The organism is Variovorax endophyticus, from assembly GCF_025376855.1.
GTDB lineage: Bacteria > Pseudomonadota > Gammaproteobacteria > Burkholderiales > Burkholderiaceae_C > Variovorax.
Genome location: NZ_JAHUTH010000063.1, coordinates 1 through 16,379 on the forward strand (window position 1 = coordinate 1; position 16,379 = coordinate 16,379).

Below are 16,379 nucleotides of genomic sequence, written 5' to 3' on the forward strand. Positions count from 1 at the left end.
GCCGCCGTACTGCGCGCCGTAGTAGATGCCGGCCAGCATGATCAGGGCCGAGACGGGCGGCAGCGCGTAGGTCGCGGGCAGCAGCATCGCGATGGTGGCGACCGGGCCGATGCCCGGCAGCACGCCGATCAGCGTGCCCAGGATGCAGCCGATCAGGCAGTACAGCAGGTTGGTGAAGGTGAAGGCGACGCCGAAGCCGGTCGCGAGGTTCTGGAACAGTTCCATGGTGGTGTGCTCCTCAGCCTGCGATGAAGGTGGGCCAGACCTGGATCTGGAGCTTGAGCGCCCAGATGAAGGCCACGTAGCTGCCCGCCGCGAGGATGGTGGCCAGCACCAGCACGTCGCGCAGGTTGAAGTGTTCGCCCGCGAGGCTCGAGATGATGGTGAGCGCGTAGATCGCGATGATCATTCCCATCGCCGGCAGGCCGATGCTCGGCAGGCCGCCGAGCAGCACGCCGAAGGCCAGGTTGGCGCCCAGCACGTAGGCCAGCGGCTTCCAGGCCCATTTGCCGATCGGATCGCCGTCGGTGGTCTCGACCACCATGGCCTGGAACATGATCCCCAGCCCGAGCAGCGCGAGCAGGATGCCCAGCATGAGCGGGAAGTAACCGGGACCCATGCGGGCCCCGTCGCCTATGTTGTATGCGGTGGCGCCGATGGCGAAGGCGCCGCCCACGGCCGTGAACATGACTCCTGAAAAGAAGTCGGCCTGGCTCTTGATTTTCATGTCTCTCGACCCTCTGTTTTGGAGGGAGGAGGGTCGTTTCCGGCGCCTGACCGCTGGCTGACCCGGCCGGTAGGGACTAATGCGTAGCGCTTACTACGGGTAAGCCCGCGCCGTCTCGGCCGAGCGACATCCGGAAACGAAAAAAGCTCCCGAAGGAGCTTTTTTTCAGCGAAAGGCGGCAGGGCCGCCATTCGATGGTGTGAGAGGGCTTAGTAACCGCCGCGGCCGTAGCCGTCGTCGTTGCCGCCACCGCCGTAGCCGCCACCGCTGCGGCCACCGCCGCCGTAGCCGCCGCCACCGCCGCTGCGGCCACCGCCGCCGTAACCGCCGCCGCCGCCACCACCGCCGTAACCGCCGCCACCACCACCGTAGCCGCCGCCACCGCTACGGGGCGGGCGGGCTTCCATCGGGCGGGCTTCGTTCACGGTCAGGGCGCGGCCCTGGACCGGCTGGCCGTTCAGGCCGGCGATCGCGGCTTGCGCCTCGGCGTCGGTACCCATTTCCACGAAGCCGAAGCCCTTGGAGCGGCCGGTGTCACGTTCCATCATGACCTTGGCGCTGACGATGGCACCGTAGGCGCCGAAGGCTTGCTCCAGATCGTTGTCACGGATCGAGTAGGCGAGATTGCCCACGTAAAGTTTCTTGCCCATGAAAGGGACTCCTCAACTCAAAAAAACCAAATAACAGAAAAAGCGATGGAGTCCCAGAATCACAACAAACGAAGGCGCTGTGCGCGAAACTGACCGATCACCGGATAACGTGCACGGGAGCCTAGTGGCTCACTGACACGTAGCGGCGATTATCCCGGTTTGGCCGGGAAATCAAGCTTTTAATTGCACATTCATCGGGAAACCTCTGATCCCGACGGGCGGTTTCGCAACGGTTTGAGCAGGCCCGAGAGGCCGTTGTGGTCTATTTCATGCATCAAGGCGAGCAGCCGCCCGATCTCTCCCGGGGGAAAACCCTCCCGCGCGAACCAGGTCAGGTAGTTGCCCGGCAGGTCGGCGATCAGCGTGCCCTTGTATTTGCCGAAGGGCATCGCCAGCGTGACCAGGCGCTCGAGGTCCTCGGGCTTCATCAGCGGCCTCCCGCGCGCTTGACCGTGTGGCCCAGCTTGGTGAGCGTGGCGATCACCTGCTCGCGGTGGTCGCCCTGGATCTCGATCGTGCCGTCCTTCACCGTGCCGCCGGTGCCGCAGGCCGCCTTGAGCTGCTTGCCGAGCGAAAGCAGGGCGGCCGCGTCGAGCGCCACGCCCTTCACCACGGTCACGCCCTTGCCTTTTCTGCCCGCGGTCTCGTGCGACACACGCACAATGCCATCGGCGGCGCGCAGCCGCGCCTGCTCGGCGAGGTCCTTGCAGCGGCATTGCGCCAGCGGTTCGCCGCAATCGGGGCACATGCGGCCGCCGGCCTCGGTCGAATACACCAGCCGGGTGGCCGCCGGGTTGTCCTTGTGGGTTGCCATGTTCCTGCGTTCTCTTCGTTTCCGATCTCTTTTCTTCCAGCCCAGACGAGCCTTTCCGATGCACCTGCCGCCCGCCTTCTTCCGTGGGGAGTCCGCCGCTTGACCGCTGCGCCCACCCCGTCCTTCGCATCGCTGGGGCTGGCCCCGGCGCTCGTGCGCGCCGCCGCCGAACGCGGCTACGCCGAGCCGACCGCGATCCAGGCCGCGGCCATTCCCGCGATTCTGCAGGGACGCGACCTGCGCGGCTCGGCCCAGACCGGCTCGGGCAAGACCGCGGCATTCTCGCTGCCGCTGCTGCACCGGCTGGCCGCCGACTCGGCCGGGGGTGAGCGCCGGCTTCGCGCGTTGGTGCTGGTGCCCACGCGCGAGCTCGCGGCCCAGGTCGGCGAGACCCTGCGCGACCTCGCGCGCGCACTGCCCGACCGGTTGCGCATCGCGGTGGTCTTCGGCGGCGTGTCGATCAATCCGCAGCTCATGGGCCTGCGCGGCGGTGCCGACCTGATCGTCGCCACGCCGGGCCGGCTGCTCGACCTGGTCGAGCACAACGCGCTGCGGCTCGACGCGATCGCCACGCTGGTGCTCGACGAGGCCGACCGCCTGTTCGACCTGGGCTTCGCCGAGGAACTGGGCCGCATCCTCGCGCAGCTGCCGGCGAAGCGGCAGAACCTGCTGTTCTCGGCCACCTTCCCGCAGGCGATCCAGGCGCTGGCCGACCGCATGCTGCGCGACCCCGAAACGATCGACGTGCAGGGCGAGCCCGGCACCGCGCCCGACATCGTGCAGCGCGCGATCGAGGTCGACAGCACCCGCCGCACCCAGCTTTTGCGCCACCTGCTCGAGCAGCACGGCGAGGCCTGGGGCCGCGTGCTGGTCTTCGTTGCCACCCAGCATGCCGCGCAGACCGTGGCCGAGAAGCTCTACCGCCACGGCATCTATGCCGTGCCCTTCCACGGCGACATCTCGCAGGGCGCGCGCACCGACATCCTCGACCAGTTCAAGCAGAGCCGCTGGGACGTGGTGGTGGCCACCGACCTGGCCGCGCGCGGCCTCGACATCGCGCGGCTGCCGGTGGTCGTCAACTACGACCTGCCGCGCTCGCCCACCGACTACGTGCACCGCATCGGCCGCACCGGCCGCGCGGGCGAGAGCGGCCTGGCGATCAGCTTCGTGACGCCGGCTTCCGAGGCGCACTTCCGCCTGATCGAGAAGCGCCAGGACCGGCGCGTGCCGCGCGAGCGCATCGAGGGCTTCGAGCCCACCGAGGTCGCGCCGCCCCTGGTCGACACCAGCGGCACGGGCGGCATCAAGGGCAAGCGGCCGAGCAAGAAGGACAAGCTGCGCGCGGCGCAGGCCGCGGAAGCGGCAAAGGCTTCGCCGTCACCCGGGAAGGATCACTGAAGCCTTGCGCGAAGCTCGGCGACAGCCTCCTCGATCTCGCGCTGGAAATCGACCGCTTCCACCACCCGGTCCGGCGTGATGCCGGTCTTTTCAAGCTTTTCGTTCGAGGGTGGAAACCAGTAGGCGGAGGTGAAGCGCACCGCACGGTCGACACCCAGCGGTGTCACGGTCTGGATGCTCGTGCGGCCGAAGGTCCTGCGGCCCACGATGCGCGCCCGCTTGTGATCGCGCAGGGCCGCGGTCACGATCTCCGCGCCCGAGGCCGTGCCCTCGTCCACAAGCACGACCATCGGAAGCTCGCGGACCTCCCGGGCGACCCCGGCGAACGGATCTGCGCCGCCGCGCGTGTAGTACGCGGGTTCGGCGAAATAGACTGCATTCGCTTCGGTGCGCTGGCCCTGCGTTTCCACCACCTTGCTCCTGGCCGGCAGGAACAGCGAGGAGACGCCGACGGCCACATCGAAAAGCCCGCCCGGATTGCGCCGCAGGTCGAGCACCAGCCCCTTGAACGGTCGCTTGCGCCACTGCGCGTCGAGCTCCCGGGCCGCCAGGTTCAGCGTGTTTTCCCTGAACTCGGCGATGCGCAGCACCGCGATGTCCGGCGATGCCATCGACAGGCGCACGACCGCCCCCTGCACGTTCTGCCGCTCGACCTTGAAATCCCTGGGCGTGTTCGATCCCGGGCGGCGCATCGTGAGCGTCGCGCTGCTGCCGAGCGGGCCGCGCAGCATCTTGAACGCCAGGCTGAGATTGCCCTTGATGGGCGTGCCGTCGATCGCGCTGAGCACGTCATTGGGGCGGATGCCGGCTTTCTCCGCCGGGCTGTCCGCGATGGGCGAGATCACCGCGACCTCGCCGTTGCGGTTGATCATCTCCAGGCCCACCGCGCCGCCCGTGTAGTTCGGCGGTGGCGACATGTCGGCCAGGTCCTCTTTCATCAGGAATTGCCCGCCCTCCGGGTCGATCTCGCGGACCATGCCGCGCAAGGCCGCCTGCAGGATCTCCTCGCCGGAGAGCGGCCTCACGTAGGAATCGCGCAGCAGCTGGTAGGTGGCCGCCAGCGATTGCAGGTCGTCCCGTGGCAACGGCTCTCGCGCGGGCCGGTCTTGAGCGAGGGTGGCGATGGGAAGCAGGGCGGCGGCCAGCGCGGCGATGCAGTGCGGTCGGAGGTCCATGAAGCGGGGTCGCTGTCGAGGTCTAGAAACTGTCCTCCGGCGATGTCGCCGTGAGGGAGAGAGCCCGCCAATTCCAGTCGCCGGGCTGGCGTGCGTCCAGGCGCCAGTCGGCCGCCAGGCGCTTGCCGCGCGCCAGTTCGTCGGCCGACATCCGGGCCTGGATGGTGTTTCGCCGCGGGGCTGCCCGGGGCTCGCCCGCGCGGTCCGACAGCGTGTAGAGGGCCCAGGCTTTCGCCAGGCCGCCCGGCGCCGTCTCCAGCACGCTGCCCAGCAGAAGCAGGCCTTGCGGCTGGCCGCGGCTCGCTCCTTCGCGCAGCCAGTCCAGTGCCGCCTTGGGATCGCGCGGCGCATCGCGTCCGAACAGGTACATCTGGCCCAGGATCGTCTGCGACACCGGGTCGCCGCCGCGCGCGGAGGCGATGCGCCACTGCAGCGCGCGTTCCGCGTTCTTTTCCACGCCGGCGCCCTGGGTGTAGATCTCGGCCAGACGGCGCTGCGCATAAGGGTCCCCCAGGTCCGCGGCGCGTCGGTACAGGGCATGCGCCTCGACCGGATCCGCCGGGACATCCTGGCCCGCCGACAGCATGTCGCCCAGGTTGTCGAGCGCGGTGACGTCGTCGAGATCGGCCGCCTTGCGGAACCAGCGCATGGCTTGCGCCGCATCCCTGGGCACTCCGTAGCCCTTGTCGTGATAGATGCCCAGCCACGCCATGGCGGGCGCGTCGTCGCGAGCCGCCGCCTGGCGCAGCCATTCCATGCCTTCCTTCGGGTCGGCCGGGATGCCATCCCGTGCGCGCACGACGAAGGCGGCGATCGTTCGCTGAGCCTGCAGCAGGCCTTGGGCGGCAGCCTTGCGCCACCACGACAGGCCGAGGGCACGATCGATCTTCACCGACACGCCATGGCAAGGCTGGCCACCGGCATACAGCATGCCGAGCAGGAACTGCGCACGCGGCTCCCCGGCCTCCGCCGCCCGCAGCAGCCAGTCGTGCACGTTCTCGTTGCGATCGACGGTTCTCTGGGGACCGCTTCCCTCGGCCAATCCCATGTGCTCGCAGTAGGCGACCGCGAGCCGCGTCAGGTTCTCCGTGCCGAGCGTGTCGAAGCGGCCTTCGAGCGCGGCCTGCCGAAGCGGCTCCAGCCCGGCCTTGTCCTCGGGGCGTAGCGCATAGCCTTCGAACACGAGGCTGACCTTGCCCTTGGCGCGCATCAGGATCAGTGCGTCGCTGGCATCGACCCGCCCGGCGCGTGCCGCGCGCGACAGCAGCTTGTAGGCCATGTAGTCGTCCTGATGGCGGCTGTCGTCGCGGGCATGGATGCTGCCCAGGTAGAAGGCCGCATCCGGGTCGCCGAGCTCGGCCAGCGGCTGCAGTTGGCCCACGGCGGCATCGAAGTCCCGGGCCCGGTAGGCGCGCACGCCGGCGTCGAGATCGGCGGCGGCGACGCCGAGGGACGCGGCGGCTCCGAGGACGAATGCGCAGACGCGGGCGGCAAGCAGCTTCATGGGCAAGGAGGGGCGGAGACGGCGGGTCGGGCAGACGCTGCGCGATGGTAGCCGCCATCACGATGCGTTCGAACGGGGCCGCGGGTGCCGTGCCGCTCACCGCGCGGGCAAGCCGCCGGCGGAATGCCGAGCCTCGCGCTCAGTGCCCGTGGAACTGCTCCGGCGGGTACGACGCCAGTTCCGCCAGCAGCAGCGTCCACGCGCGCGCGCCCTGCTGGATCGACGCCAGCCGGAAGAACTCGTTCGGCGCGTGCACGTCCTCGTCGGGCAGGTTGAAGCCGAACATCAGCGTGTCGATGCCCAGCGTCTCCTTGAACAGCGCGGTGACCGGCACGCTCGCGCCCAGCCGCACGTGGATCGGCCGCCGGCCGCTCTCGCGCTCGAGCACGGCCTCGGCCGCGCGTACCAGCGGATGCGCGGGCGCGAGGGTGGAGGCCGGCGAGCCCTCGTGCAGCGCGACGGTCTCGAGCGTGCAGCCCGCCGGGCAGTGCGCCTGCAGGTGGCGCAGCACGGCGCGGATGACGGCGCCCGGATCCTGGCCCGCGACCACGCGCGCGGTCAGCTTGGCGCCGGCCTCGCAAGGCACGATGGTCTTGCCGCCCTCGCCGGTGTAGCCGCCCCACAGGCCGTTGACGTCGAGCGCGGGGCGCAGCGTGATGCGCTCGCGCGCGCTGTAGCCGGGCTCGCCGTGGTCGCTGCCGCCCACGTCCGCGAAGAAGGCCGCCTCGTCGTAGGGAAAGGCCGCGGTGTCGGCGCGCTGTTGCGGCGTCGGCGGTTGCGCGCCGGCATGGAAGCCCTCGACCGCCACGCCGCCGTCGGCATGGTGCAGCGAGGCGATGAGCCGCGCCATCTCGTGCAGCGCGTTGCGCACGCCGCCGCCGTAGCGGCCCGAGTGCAGGTCCTTGTGCGCGCTGCGCAGGCGCACCTCGAGCTGCGCATTGCCGCGCGCGCCGGTGTTGATCGTCGGCACCTCGGCGCTCGCGCGGCCGCCGTCGGCCGACAGCACCGCGTCGGCCCGCAGCAGCGCGCGGTGGCGCTCGACCAGGTGGCGCAGCGAGGGACTGCCGGTCTCCTCCTCGCCCTCGAGGAAGACCTTGATGTTGACCGGGCAGCCGCCGCGCACCGCGAGGAAGGCCGCGATGGTCTCGAGCGCGATGGTGGTCGAGCCCTTCACGTCGGAACTGCCGCGCGCATAGAGCCGGCCGTCGACCGTGGCCGGCTCGAACGGCGGCGTGCGCCACAGCGCGAGCGGGTCGGCGGGCTGCACGTCGTAGTGACCATAGACCATCACGGTGGGCTTGCCGGGCGCGCCGTTCCATTCGCCGTAGACCGCGGGCTCGCCGCCGCCGTCGAGCAGCTGCACCTCGTGCAGGCCGATGGCGCGCAGCCGCTCGAGCAGGAAGCGGCGCGCCGTGTCCATGCCGGGCGCGAAGGCCGGGTCGGCACTCACGCTGGGAATGCGCAGAAAGTCCTCGAGCCAGGCCACGATCGGCTGCTGGCGCGCCGCGAGGTGGTCGATGACGGCCTGCGTGCCGGCGTCCGCGGAAGGGGTGTCTGTGGAATGCATGGTGGTGTTCATCAGTAGATCGGCGGGAACACGCCCGGTCCCCACAGCGTGTCGCAGCGGTGCGTGCGCTCGAAGTCGCCGCGCGTGACGCCGATCGCGGGATAGCCGAAGGCGATCAGCGCGGGGTCGGCCGGGGAGGCGAAGCGCGGCCAGGGCATGGCGACCGGCGTGCCCTGGTTCGGATCGCCGCTGCGCACGAAGTTGAGCAGGTAGCTGCTCATCTGCGCGGCGAGCGCCCGGCGCTGCGTGGCCACGACGGCATCGCCGCCCGCGGCCGTGGTGTCGGCGGCATCGAGGTACGGATAGCCCGCGAGCTGGTCGGCCATGCCGCCGAAATAGAAGCTGTCCATGCCGTGCGCACTGCCGTAGTAGAAGGCCGAGGGCCTGGCGGGGAAGGACAGCACCGGGTCGGTGAACTCCCAGCCGTAGACCGACACCCAGGCCGAGAGCGCGCCGCGCCGCGCGCTGTTGCCGCAGGCGTACATGCCGTCGCCGATGGCGCGCGCGACGCCCTGCGCCGGCACCGCGAAGCGCGAGAGCGGGTAGGCCGCCTCGATGGCCGTGGTGTCGAAGCCCGCGGGCGCGAGGCCGCGCAGGTAGAACGGGTAGACGTCGGCGCCGAGCTTGCTGTCGACGAACAGGGTGCCCTCGTCGTACACGCCGCCGATCATCACCGGCACCTGGTTGAAGTTGCCGCTCTCGAAGGCGCGCGCCGGCACCTGCGTGAGCACCTGCGCGTCGACCGTGGGCCGCCACTTGCTGCCGCCCACGGCCAGCAGCGCGGAGGCCGGCAGGCCGCGCAGGCAGGCGACGGTGGCGGCATCGTCGGCCTTGCCGGCGCAGCCCAGCCTGGCGACCGCGGCATCGCCGATGCCCAGCGCCGTGTCCATGCCCTGGTTCGAGTATTCGCCGCCACCGCCGCTCTGCATCACGGCGCGGTGGAACAGGCCCCGGGCCTTCGGCGACTGCAGCAGCGAGAAGCTCTGCGTGGCGCCGGCCGAGGTGCCCCAGATCGTGACCTTGCCCGCGTCGCCGCCGAACGAAGCGATGTTGCGCTGCACCCATTCGAGCGCGGCGATCTGGTCCATCAGCGCGAAGTTGCCGAGGCTGCCGTCGCGGTTGAGCGCGCGCAGCGAGCGGTTGGCGAGGTAGCCGAGCGCGCCGAGCCGGTAGTTGAAGCTCACCACCACGACGCCGCCGCGCGCCGCGAGCGTGCCCGAGGCCTGCGAGCCCGAGCCGAGCACGAAGGCGCCGCCGTGGATGTAGACCAGCACCGGCAGCCGGTCGCCGGGCTTCGCGTCCGCGGGCTTCCAGACATTGAGGTAGAGGCAGTCCTCGGCCGAGCGGCCGTCGACATTGGTCTCGGGCGCCTGCAGGCAGGCGGTGCCGAAGGCCTGGGCCTGCAGCGTCGCGTCGTGCGCAGCGGGCGGCCGCGGCGGCGCCCAGCGCAGGTCGCCGACCGGCGGCCGTGCATAGGGAATGCCGAGGAAGGCGACCAGGCCGCCCTGGCGCTGGCCCGCGACCGGCCCTTCGGTGGTGCTGGCGAGCGCGGGATCGGGCGCGGCCGGCGGTGGCGGCGCGGGCGTGGCGATCGGCGGCAGCGCGAAGTTCGCGGCACCGCCGCCTCCGCCGCCGCAGGCCGCGAGGGCGGTGCACAGGATCGCGGCCAGGGCCAGCGGCAGGGCGCGACGAGGCGCCCTTCGATCGAGGGGGGTCATAAGTCTCCTTCGGGCCGGCGAGCGGCCTCTCTTCAGTCGGTGGGGGAAAGAAAAAGCGGCGCGGTCAGGGCGACTCGTAGCCCACGGTGCGCACCAGCTCGCGGTAGCGCGCGATCTCCGCGCGGTAGAACTTCTCGGCCGCCTCCAGGCTCATCGGCTGGAAGATCGTCTTGGCCTGCGCCTCAAGCTGGGCGCGCGCATGGGCATTGGTCAGACCGCTCTCGATCGCGGCGTTGAGCCGCTCGGCCACCGGTTGCGGCGTGCCCTTCTTCACCGCGTAGGCGGTCCAGATGCTGAAGTCGAAGCCCTTCATCGACACCGAGTCCGCGCTCGAGGGCACGTCCTCGAAGGGCGCCGGCAGGCGGCCGCCGGAGAGTGCGCCGATCACGCGCAGCTTGCCCTGGCGCGCGTAGTCGGCATAGAAGGCCTGGTAGGGCATGAAGGCGAAGTCGATCTGGCCGCCGAGCAGGTCCTGCATCAGCGGCGCGCCGCCCTTGTAGGGCACGTGCGTGGCGTTCGCGCCGGCGCGCCTGGCGAACAGCTCGCCCAGCAGGTGGTAGAGCGTGCCCGGGCCGGTCGAGCCGTAGCTCAGCGGCGCGTCCTTGCCGCGGGCGCGCGCCAGCGCCACCAGCTCGTCGAGCGTGCGCGCGGGCAGCTTGTCGTTGACCACCACCACCAGCGGCGAGATCGCCACCGGCGCCACCAGCTGGAAGTCCTCGGGGCGGTAGCGCACGCTCTTGTTGACCATGCCCGAGAGGATCAGCTCGCTGGGCGAGCCCTGGAACAGGTAGTGGCCGTCGGCCGGCGCCGCGAGCACCTTGTTGGCGGCGATGGCGCCGGCCGCGCCGCCGAGGTTCTCGACGATCACCTGCCCACCCAGCGCCTTGGCCACGGGCTCGGCGAGCGCGCGCGCCGTGAAGTCGCTGGCCGCGCCGGCCGGGTACGGCACCATCAAGGTGACCAGCTTGGAGGGAAAGGCCGCGGGCTGCGCCCAGGCGCCGGTGCCCACGGCCGCAAGGCCGGCGAGGGCTACGGCGAGCGCCAGGGCGCCGCGGCGGCGGGACAGCCCGGACGACAGCCGGGAGAAGCGTTGCGAGAAGCCGTGCATGGGGCGATTCCTTGGGTCGAAAGCAGTACGCGACGGATGCTAGAAATCGCTCATCTATCTGTCCAATGCATTGTTTTTCTGCTTATCATGATTTGAACTCATGATCGGCACGCCATGAACCTGCAGCAACTCGAGCACCTGCTCGCGCTCGCCGAAACCGGCTCCTTCAGCCGCGCCTCCGAGAAGGTGCACCTCACGCAGCCCGCGCTCAGCCGCAGCATCCAGATGCTCGAGCAGGAGCTCGGCATGCCGCTCGTCGACCGCATCGGCAAGCGCAACGAGCTCACGCCCTTCGGCGCGATGGTGCTGGCGCGCGCGCGGCGCATCTCGAGCGAGGCGCAGGAGCTGCGCCGGGCCGCGGCGCTGCTGAGCGACGGGCAGGCGGGCCAGCTGCGGCTGGGCCTGGGCGCCGCGCCGGGCGCGCTGTTCTCGGCGCCGCTCCTGATCCACATGCTGCGCGACTACCCGCGCGTCGGCCTCGAGCTGCACGGCGGCGGGCCCGAGCAGCAGCTCGCGGCGCTGCGCGCGCGTGCCATCGATGCACTGCTGATCACCTACCGCGCGCTCTCGCCGAGCGAGGACCTGCGCATCGAGGTGCTGCCCACCCTGCGTTCGGGTTTCGTCTGCCGGCGCGGCCATCCGCTGGCACAGCGCCTGCGCGAGGCGGGCGCGCTGGCCTTCGCCGAGCTCGCGCGCTTTCCGCTGATCTCCACGCGCGTGAGCGACGACGTCGCGCGCCGCCTGGTCGAGCGCTACGGCAGCGAGGCCAGTCCGCAGCGCTGGCTGCATGTGTCCTCGGAAGAGATCGGCGTGCTGGTGGAAGCCGTGCGCAACACCGACGCGATCTTCCTCGGCGTGCTCGCCGTCACGCGCGCGCTGCGCGACGGCGGCGAACTGGTCGAGCTGGCCGTGGCGCCGCAGGCCGGGCTCGATGCGCAGTTCGCCTTCGTCACGCTCGAGGGCCGCACCGAGGCGCCCGCGCTGCAGATCGTGCGCGGCTTCTGCATGGCGCTGGCGCGCGCGGAGTCGGCGGCCGAGCAGGGGTAGCCGTCAGCCGGGGTCGGCCGCGAAATCCACCTGGTGCCGCGCGATCCGCAGATCGCCGAGCGCCTCGCGCACGCGCAGGTGCGCCGGATGCGTGGCATAGCCGTCGAGCGCGGCCTGGCTGTCGAACTCCGAATACAGCACCACGTCGCAGGCATAAGCGACGCGGCTCGAGTCGATGCCGACCTCGATGCGCAGCAGGCCCGGGACCTGGCCGCGCAGCGACTCGAACTGCTGCTTCACGAACCGGGTGGCGCGCGCCTTCTCCTCGGGCGTGTCGGCGCGCAGGTCCCACATCACGATGTGCTTGAACATGGCGCGGGGGAATGAAGGACGAAGATCACGCGAGGGCTCCAGCTGCCGCGGGGCAGGAAAGGAGCCCGCGGCGTGCGAACGATGGTATGCAGGCGCGGCGCGAAAGACCGCTTCGCGGCTGGAGAACAGTTTTCCGCTGGCGGCGCTCCGGGCTCAGTCGCGCGGCGGCCGCTTCGCGATGCCCATGGTCTTCGCGAGGATGCCGAGCATCACCTCGTCGGCGCCGCCGCCGATCGAGGCCAGGCGGCCGTCGCGGTACAGCCGCGAGACGCGGTTCTCGAGCGTGAAGCCCATGCCGCCCCAGAACTGCAGGCAGGTGTCGGCCACCTCGCGCGTGAGCCGGCCGGTCTTGAGCTTGGCCATCGAGGCCAGCTCGGTCACGTCCTGGCCCTGCACGTGCAGGTCGCAGGCGCGGTAGGTCAGCGCGCGCAGCGCCTCGACCTCGGTCTTGAGCTCGGCCAGCTTGAACTGCACCCACTGCTGGTCGGCCAGCGTGCCGCCGAACAGCTTGCGCTGCTGGGCCCATTCGATGGTCTGCGCGATGCAGTCGTCCATCGGCTCGAGCGAGCTGGCCGCGCACCACAGCCGCTCTTCCTGGAACTGCTGCATCTGGTAGACGAAGCCCTGGCCTTCCTCGCCGATGCGGTAGCGCTGCGGCACGCGCACGTTGTCGAAATAGATCAGGCCGGTGTCGCTCGAGTGCATGCCGATCTTGCGGATCTTCTTCGCCTTCTCGATGCCGGGGCTGTCCATCGGCACGATCACCAGCGACTTGTTGCGGTGCACCGGGCCGTCGCCGGTGTTGACCAGCATGCACATCCAGTCGGCCTGCAGGCTGTTGGTGATCCACATCTTCTGGCCGCTGATGAGGTAGTCGTCCCCATCCTTGCGCGCGTGGCTCTTGAGCCCGGCCACGTCGCTGCCCGCGCCCGGCTCGGACACGCCGATGCAGCCCACGGTGTCGCCCGCGATCGCCGGCGCGAGGAACTCGCGGCGCAGTTCGTCGCTGCCGAAGCGCGCGAGCGCGGGGGTGCACATGTCGGTCTGCACGCCGATCGCCATCGGCACGCCGCCGCAGCTCACGTGGCCCAGCGCCTCGGCCAGCGCCATCGCGTACGAGTAGTCGAGGCCGGCGCCGCCGTAGGCCTCGGGCTTGTTGAGGCCCAGCAGGCCCAGGTTGCCGAGCTTCTTGAAGACCTCGTGCGCGGGAAAGGTCTCGGCCGCCTCCCACTCGTCGACGTGCGGATTGATCTCCTCGTCGATGAAGCGGCGCAGGGTCTTCTGGATCTCGAGGTGTTCGTGCGTGTAGTGCATGGTGTCCGTACGGGCGGGGCGCTCCCGGCCCCGATCGCAGGAACTCTAGGCGCGCCCCGGCCGCGGGGCTTGCGCCAACTAGCTGGTGCGCGCGCGGCGCGCCGTGGCCGGTGCCGGCCGCGCGTTCGAGGCGGCCGAGATCGGCGACTCGATGCTGTTGCCGGTGAGCACCCAGTAGATGAAGATCAGCACCGCGCCGGCCGTGCCGAACACCGTGAGGCCCATGTAGCTGCCGCCGATGGCGAGCGCGTCGAGCGGGGCGGCGGCGGTGCAGACCATGGTGGCCGCGCTCATGCCCACGTAGTGCATGGTGCACACCGCCAGGCCCATCACGGCCGCGGCGCCGATCTGCAGGCTCAGCTTGCGCACGTTGAAGGCCAGCCACAGCGCGGCGGCCGCGGCGCTGATGGCGATCAGCACCGACAGCCCGACCGCCATCGGGTCGAACTGCATCGAGGCGCGCATGTTCATCGCGAACATGCCCATGTAGTGCATCACGCACACGCCCAGGCCGGCCAGCAGGCTGCCCGCGAGCCAGCCCGCGCGGCTGAACTTGCGGCGTCCGCCCGCGAGGTAGAGCGCGATGCCCGAGATCAGGATCGCCGCCACCAGCGACACCACGGTCAGCGGCATGTTGTAGGCGATCGAGATCGGCAGCCGGTACGCCAGCATGCCGATGAAGTGCATCGACCAGATGCCGATGCCGCCGAGCGCCACCGCGGCGCAGGCCACGGCCGCCAAGTTCGGGCGGCCGTCGGCGCCGACCATGCGGCCGGCGCAGATCAGCGCGGTCAGCGAGCCGGCGAAGGAGATGAAGTACGACAGTGCCACCAGCCCCAGCGAGTACTCGGGCGACAGCAGCTGGCCTGCGACGAGCGGTGTCATGGTTGTCCTTTCGACAGCAAAACGGCACCGCTCGCCTCCGGAAATCGGTGGTACCGGACCGTTCCGGGCGAGTTTGTAATGTTTGTTTTTAAAAGTAAACTGGTTTTTTACAATTCCGTTTAGATTACTTTTTTCTTAATTTTTCAGCGCTGAGGCCGGATCCGGTATATCGCGTTGTTCCGGTCCGCCGCCATGTAGACCGTGCCGTCGGGCCCGATCGCCACGCCGGTCACCACATAGGGCGGCGGCAGTCCGGGCCCGGGCGCCAGGCCGATCGGCAGGTTCTCGGCGATGGTGCGGCGCGAGCCATCGGCCGGGTCGATCTCCACCAGCCGCCGCGCCGCGCTCTCGGCCACCACGAAGCTGCCCCAGGGCGTCTGCGCCAGGCCCTCGGGCAGCGCGAGCTTGTCGGCGATGGTGCGCAGCGGCGCGCTGGCATCGAGCGGAATGCGCAGCAGCTTGCCGGCCGCCTCGGTGACGTAGAGCGCACCGTCGCGGCCGATCACCATCTGCACCGGACCGTTGAGCCCGCTCGCGATCACCTGCCGCTCGGCGAACTTCGCGCCGCTCGCGCGCATGATGCTGCCGGTGGCGATCTCGGCGTAGATCACGCTGCCATCGGGCATCGGGATCGCGTCGAACGGGGCCTTCAGGCCGTGGATCGTCTCCACCGTCTTCAGCGTCTGGCGATCGACCAGCTGGACCGTGCCCGTGAACCACGAGCTCAGCGCGAACAGCCGCGCCGAGAGCCCGACCGCGAACGGGTACTCGAGCTCGGGCTCGCGCTGCATGCGGAACACGTCGCGCACCTCGCCGTTGCGCACGTCCACCCGCCGGAAGCCGAACACGTCGGCGACCCAGAGGTCGTTGCCGTCGAGCTTCATGCCGGCCGGCACCGCGAGCTTGCCGCCGGTGAGCGTGCGCAGTTCGCCGGTGGCGGGCTCGAAGGCCATGACCTCGTTGTCGGCCATGTTCGAGATGTAGATCGTGCCCTCGGGCGCGATCGCGAGGTTGTCGAGCGAGGGCTTGAGCTGCTTCGCGACCGTCTTGCGGCCGGTGGCGAGCTCGACCTTCACGAGTTCGCCGCTGCGCGCGTCGACCACCCAGAGGTTGCCCTTGCCGTCGAGGTTGGCCGCGGCCGGGATCTGGAAGCCGTCGGCGATCGGCGTGATGCGCCCGTCGGCCGGATCGATCTTCACCACCTGGTTCTTGAACCACAGCGGCCCGTAGAGCATGCCGTCGGGCCCGACCTCGAAGCCGTTGAAGCCGCCCATGTCCTTGCGGATCAACCGCGGCGGCTTCTGGCCCGCGCGGTCGATCTCCCACAGCGCGTCGCCGAGGAACACCTGCGAGGCGTAGAGCTTGCCGTTGCGCGGGTCGAAGGCCAGCGAGTTGAGGCCGGGCAGGTCCTTGGCGAGGACGCGCATGGAGGCGGTGTCGTGCTCGCGGTAGCGCAGCATGCCCATGAGGTAGTTGGTCCAGGCCATCTCGCCTTGAGGGCCGATGGCGATGTCGTCGGACTGGCCTTCGGGGGCGTCGATCAGGATCTTGGCTGCACCTGTTTTTCGGTCGACTTCCCAGAGGGTGTTGCCCAGGACCGAGCCTGCGAGCAGGCGGCCCTTCTGGTCGATGGCCAGGCCGTGGACGCCGGAGAAGGAGGAGGGGGGGACCAGGGGCTCTGGGGGGTGCCAGGCTGTGGGTCTGGTGGTGAGGAGGGGGGTGGACGGGGTGGGTGCCGGCTCTGCTGTCTGCGCGGCTGCTGGTGTCGTTGACGGTGGGCTCGTTGTCGTTGTTGTGGTGCTGCAGGCTGCTAGCGCGATGGCTACGGCGGTGATTGCGAAGCGACGGAACAGGGGGCAGGTGGGCACGGGGTCTCCTTCTCTCTTCTCTTTGTTCGACGTTGTTTTGGGGCGCGCGGGGGAGTCTAGGGAATGTGTAGGTGGAATTGGTCGCTGGTGAGACAGGTGTTTGGGTTTTCTTCAGGTGCTGCCTCTTGGGTAGGCCGTTGGCCGGGTCTCGCCCCGGCGGGCGAGTCACTTTCTTTTGCTTCGCCAAAAGAAAGTAACCAAAGAAAAGGCGACCCACTGTCTGCGACCCTCCGCTTCGCTGCGGGCAACCTGCGGTGCTCGCGTTTCGCGGGGTCTCGCAGAACTCGCTTCG

At 70.1% G+C, this 16,379-nt stretch carries 16 protein-coding genes; 2 read left to right on the plus strand and 14 right to left on the minus strand.

Annotation, left to right across the window (positions count from 1 at the left end):
* The 5 genes from KV106_RS39765 to KV106_RS39785 all read right to left on the minus strand — a co-directional run.
* Positions 1-225 (minus strand): tripartite tricarboxylate transporter permease (locus KV106_RS39765; protein ID WP_261218031.1); only part of this gene is annotated, 225 nt, incomplete at its 3' end.
* A gap of 13 nt (positions 226-238) precedes the next feature.
* Positions 239-727, minus strand: a complete 489-nt coding sequence (locus KV106_RS39770) for a tripartite tricarboxylate transporter TctB family protein (RefSeq protein ID WP_057597256.1) — start codon at positions 725-727, stop codon at positions 239-241.
* A 209-nt stretch (positions 728-936) separates the two neighbouring features.
* A complete protein-coding gene (locus tag KV106_RS39775) occupies positions 937-1,377 on the minus strand; it encodes an RNA recognition motif domain-containing protein (protein WP_261218032.1) in 441 nt (146 codons plus the stop codon).
* 191 nt (positions 1,378-1,568) lie between these two features.
* Positions 1,569-1,805, minus strand: coding sequence for a DUF3820 family protein (locus KV106_RS39780; protein WP_057597643.1), 237 nt, complete (start codon positions 1,803-1,805; stop codon positions 1,569-1,571).
* A complete protein-coding gene (locus tag KV106_RS39785) occupies positions 1,805-2,191 on the minus strand; it encodes a translation initiation factor Sui1 (protein WP_057597644.1) in 387 nt (128 codons plus the stop codon). Before KV106_RS39785 ends, KV106_RS39780 begins: the two co-directional genes overlap by 1 nt.
* Positions 2,192-2,290: 99 nt before the next feature.
* Here KV106_RS39785 and KV106_RS39790 point away from each other — a divergent pair, with 99 nt between their 5' ends.
* Positions 2,291-3,589: a DEAD/DEAH box helicase gene (locus KV106_RS39790; RefSeq protein WP_082321744.1), complete on the plus strand. Its 1,299-nt coding sequence runs from the start codon at positions 2,291-2,293 to the stop codon at positions 3,587-3,589.
* Here KV106_RS39790 and KV106_RS39795 read toward each other — a convergent pair.
* From KV106_RS39795 to KV106_RS39815, 5 genes are all read right to left on the minus strand, one after another.
* Positions 3,583-4,764 (minus strand): S41 family peptidase, encoded by a 1,182-nt coding sequence (locus tag KV106_RS39795; protein WP_261218037.1) that lies wholly within the window; start codon positions 4,762-4,764, stop codon positions 3,583-3,585. The genes KV106_RS39790 and KV106_RS39795 overlap by 7 nt on opposite strands.
* Positions 4,765-4,786: 22 nt before the next feature.
* Positions 4,787-6,268, minus strand: coding sequence for an SEL1-like repeat protein (locus KV106_RS39800; protein ID WP_261218040.1), 1,482 nt, complete (start codon positions 6,266-6,268; stop codon positions 4,787-4,789).
* A 139-nt stretch (positions 6,269-6,407) separates the two neighbouring features.
* Positions 6,408-7,835, minus strand: coding sequence for a dipeptidase (locus KV106_RS39805; protein ID WP_261218043.1), 1,428 nt, complete (start codon positions 7,833-7,835; stop codon positions 6,408-6,410).
* An 11-nt stretch (positions 7,836-7,846) separates the two neighbouring features.
* Positions 7,847-9,553, minus strand: coding sequence for a carboxylesterase/lipase family protein (locus tag KV106_RS39810; RefSeq protein ID WP_261218046.1), 1,707 nt, complete (start codon positions 9,551-9,553; stop codon positions 7,847-7,849).
* 64 nt (positions 9,554-9,617) lie between these two features.
* Positions 9,618-10,661 carry a tripartite tricarboxylate transporter substrate binding protein gene (locus tag KV106_RS39815; RefSeq protein ID WP_261218049.1) on the minus strand — a complete coding sequence of 348 codons (1,044 nt, stop codon included), beginning with the start codon at positions 10,659-10,661 and terminating at the stop codon, positions 9,618-9,620.
* Between the two features lie 114 nt (positions 10,662-10,775).
* Here KV106_RS39815 and KV106_RS39820 point away from each other — a divergent pair, with 114 nt between their 5' ends.
* The gene (locus KV106_RS39820; RefSeq protein ID WP_261218051.1) at positions 10,776-11,708 is read left to right on the plus strand and encodes a LysR family transcriptional regulator; all 933 of its coding nucleotides are present in this window, start codon (positions 10,776-10,778) and stop codon (positions 11,706-11,708) included.
* Positions 11,709-11,711: 3 nt separating this feature from the next.
* Here KV106_RS39820 and KV106_RS39825 read toward each other — a convergent pair whose 3' ends face one another.
* The 4 genes from KV106_RS39825 to KV106_RS39840 form a co-directional block, all read right to left on the minus strand.
* Entirely contained in the window at positions 11,712-12,020 is a 309-nt protein-coding gene (locus tag KV106_RS39825) for a Dabb family protein (RefSeq protein ID WP_261218053.1), read from the minus strand.
* 153 nt (positions 12,021-12,173) lie between these two features.
* A complete protein-coding gene (locus KV106_RS39830; protein WP_093350984.1) occupies positions 12,174-13,334 on the minus strand; it encodes an acyl-CoA dehydrogenase family protein in 1,161 nt (386 codons plus the stop codon).
* A 78-nt stretch (positions 13,335-13,412) separates the two neighbouring features.
* Entirely contained in the window at positions 13,413-14,219 is an 807-nt protein-coding gene (locus KV106_RS39835; protein ID WP_057597690.1) for an MHYT domain-containing protein, read from the minus strand.
* Between the two features lie 143 nt (positions 14,220-14,362).
* Complete coding sequence (locus tag KV106_RS39840; RefSeq protein WP_261218068.1) at positions 14,363-15,706, minus strand: hypothetical protein; 1,344 nt, start codon at positions 15,704-15,706, stop codon at positions 14,363-14,365.
* Positions 15,707-16,379: the final 673 nt, after the last annotated feature.

Bases quoted from the DNA above. Each gene is read 5' to 3' on its own strand.
- KV106_RS39770 (WP_057597256.1), bottom strand. From the start codon at position 727: ATGAAAATCAAGAGCCAGGCCGACTTCTTTTCAGGAGTCATGTTCACG.
- KV106_RS39775 (WP_261218032.1), bottom strand. From the start codon at position 1,377: ATGGGCAAGAAACTTTACGTGGGCAATCTCGCCTACTCGATCCGTGAC.
- KV106_RS39780 (WP_057597643.1), bottom strand. From the start codon at position 1,805: ATGAAGCCCGAGGACCTCGAGCGCCTGGTCACGCTGGCGATGCCCTTC.
- KV106_RS39785 (WP_057597644.1), bottom strand. From the start codon at position 2,191: ATGGCAACCCACAAGGACAACCCGGCGGCCACCCGGCTGGTGTATTCG.
- KV106_RS39795 (WP_261218037.1), bottom strand. From the start codon at position 4,764: ATGGACCTCCGACCGCACTGCATCGCCGCGCTGGCCGCCGCCCTGCTT.
- KV106_RS39800 (WP_261218040.1), bottom strand. From the start codon at position 6,268: ATGAAGCTGCTTGCCGCCCGCGTCTGCGCATTCGTCCTCGGAGCCGCC.
- KV106_RS39805 (WP_261218043.1), bottom strand. From the start codon at position 7,835: ATGCATTCCACAGACACCCCTTCCGCGGACGCCGGCACGCAGGCCGTC.
- KV106_RS39810 (WP_261218046.1), bottom strand. From the start codon at position 9,553: ATGACCCCCCTCGATCGAAGGGCGCCTCGTCGCGCCCTGCCGCTGGCC.
- KV106_RS39815 (WP_261218049.1), bottom strand. From the start codon at position 10,661: ATGCACGGCTTCTCGCAACGCTTCTCCCGGCTGTCGTCCGGGCTGTCC.
- KV106_RS39820 (WP_261218051.1), top strand. From the start codon at position 10,776: ATGAACCTGCAGCAACTCGAGCACCTGCTCGCGCTCGCCGAAACCGGC.
- KV106_RS39825 (WP_261218053.1), bottom strand. From the start codon at position 12,020: ATGTTCAAGCACATCGTGATGTGGGACCTGCGCGCCGACACGCCCGAG.
- KV106_RS39830 (WP_093350984.1), bottom strand. From the start codon at position 13,334: ATGCACTACACGCACGAACACCTCGAGATCCAGAAGACCCTGCGCCGC.
- KV106_RS39835 (WP_057597690.1), bottom strand. From the start codon at position 14,219: ATGACACCGCTCGTCGCAGGCCAGCTGCTGTCGCCCGAGTACTCGCTG.
- KV106_RS39840 (WP_261218068.1), bottom strand. From the start codon at position 15,706: ATGGCCTGGACCAACTACCTCATGGGCATGCTGCGCTACCGCGAGCAC.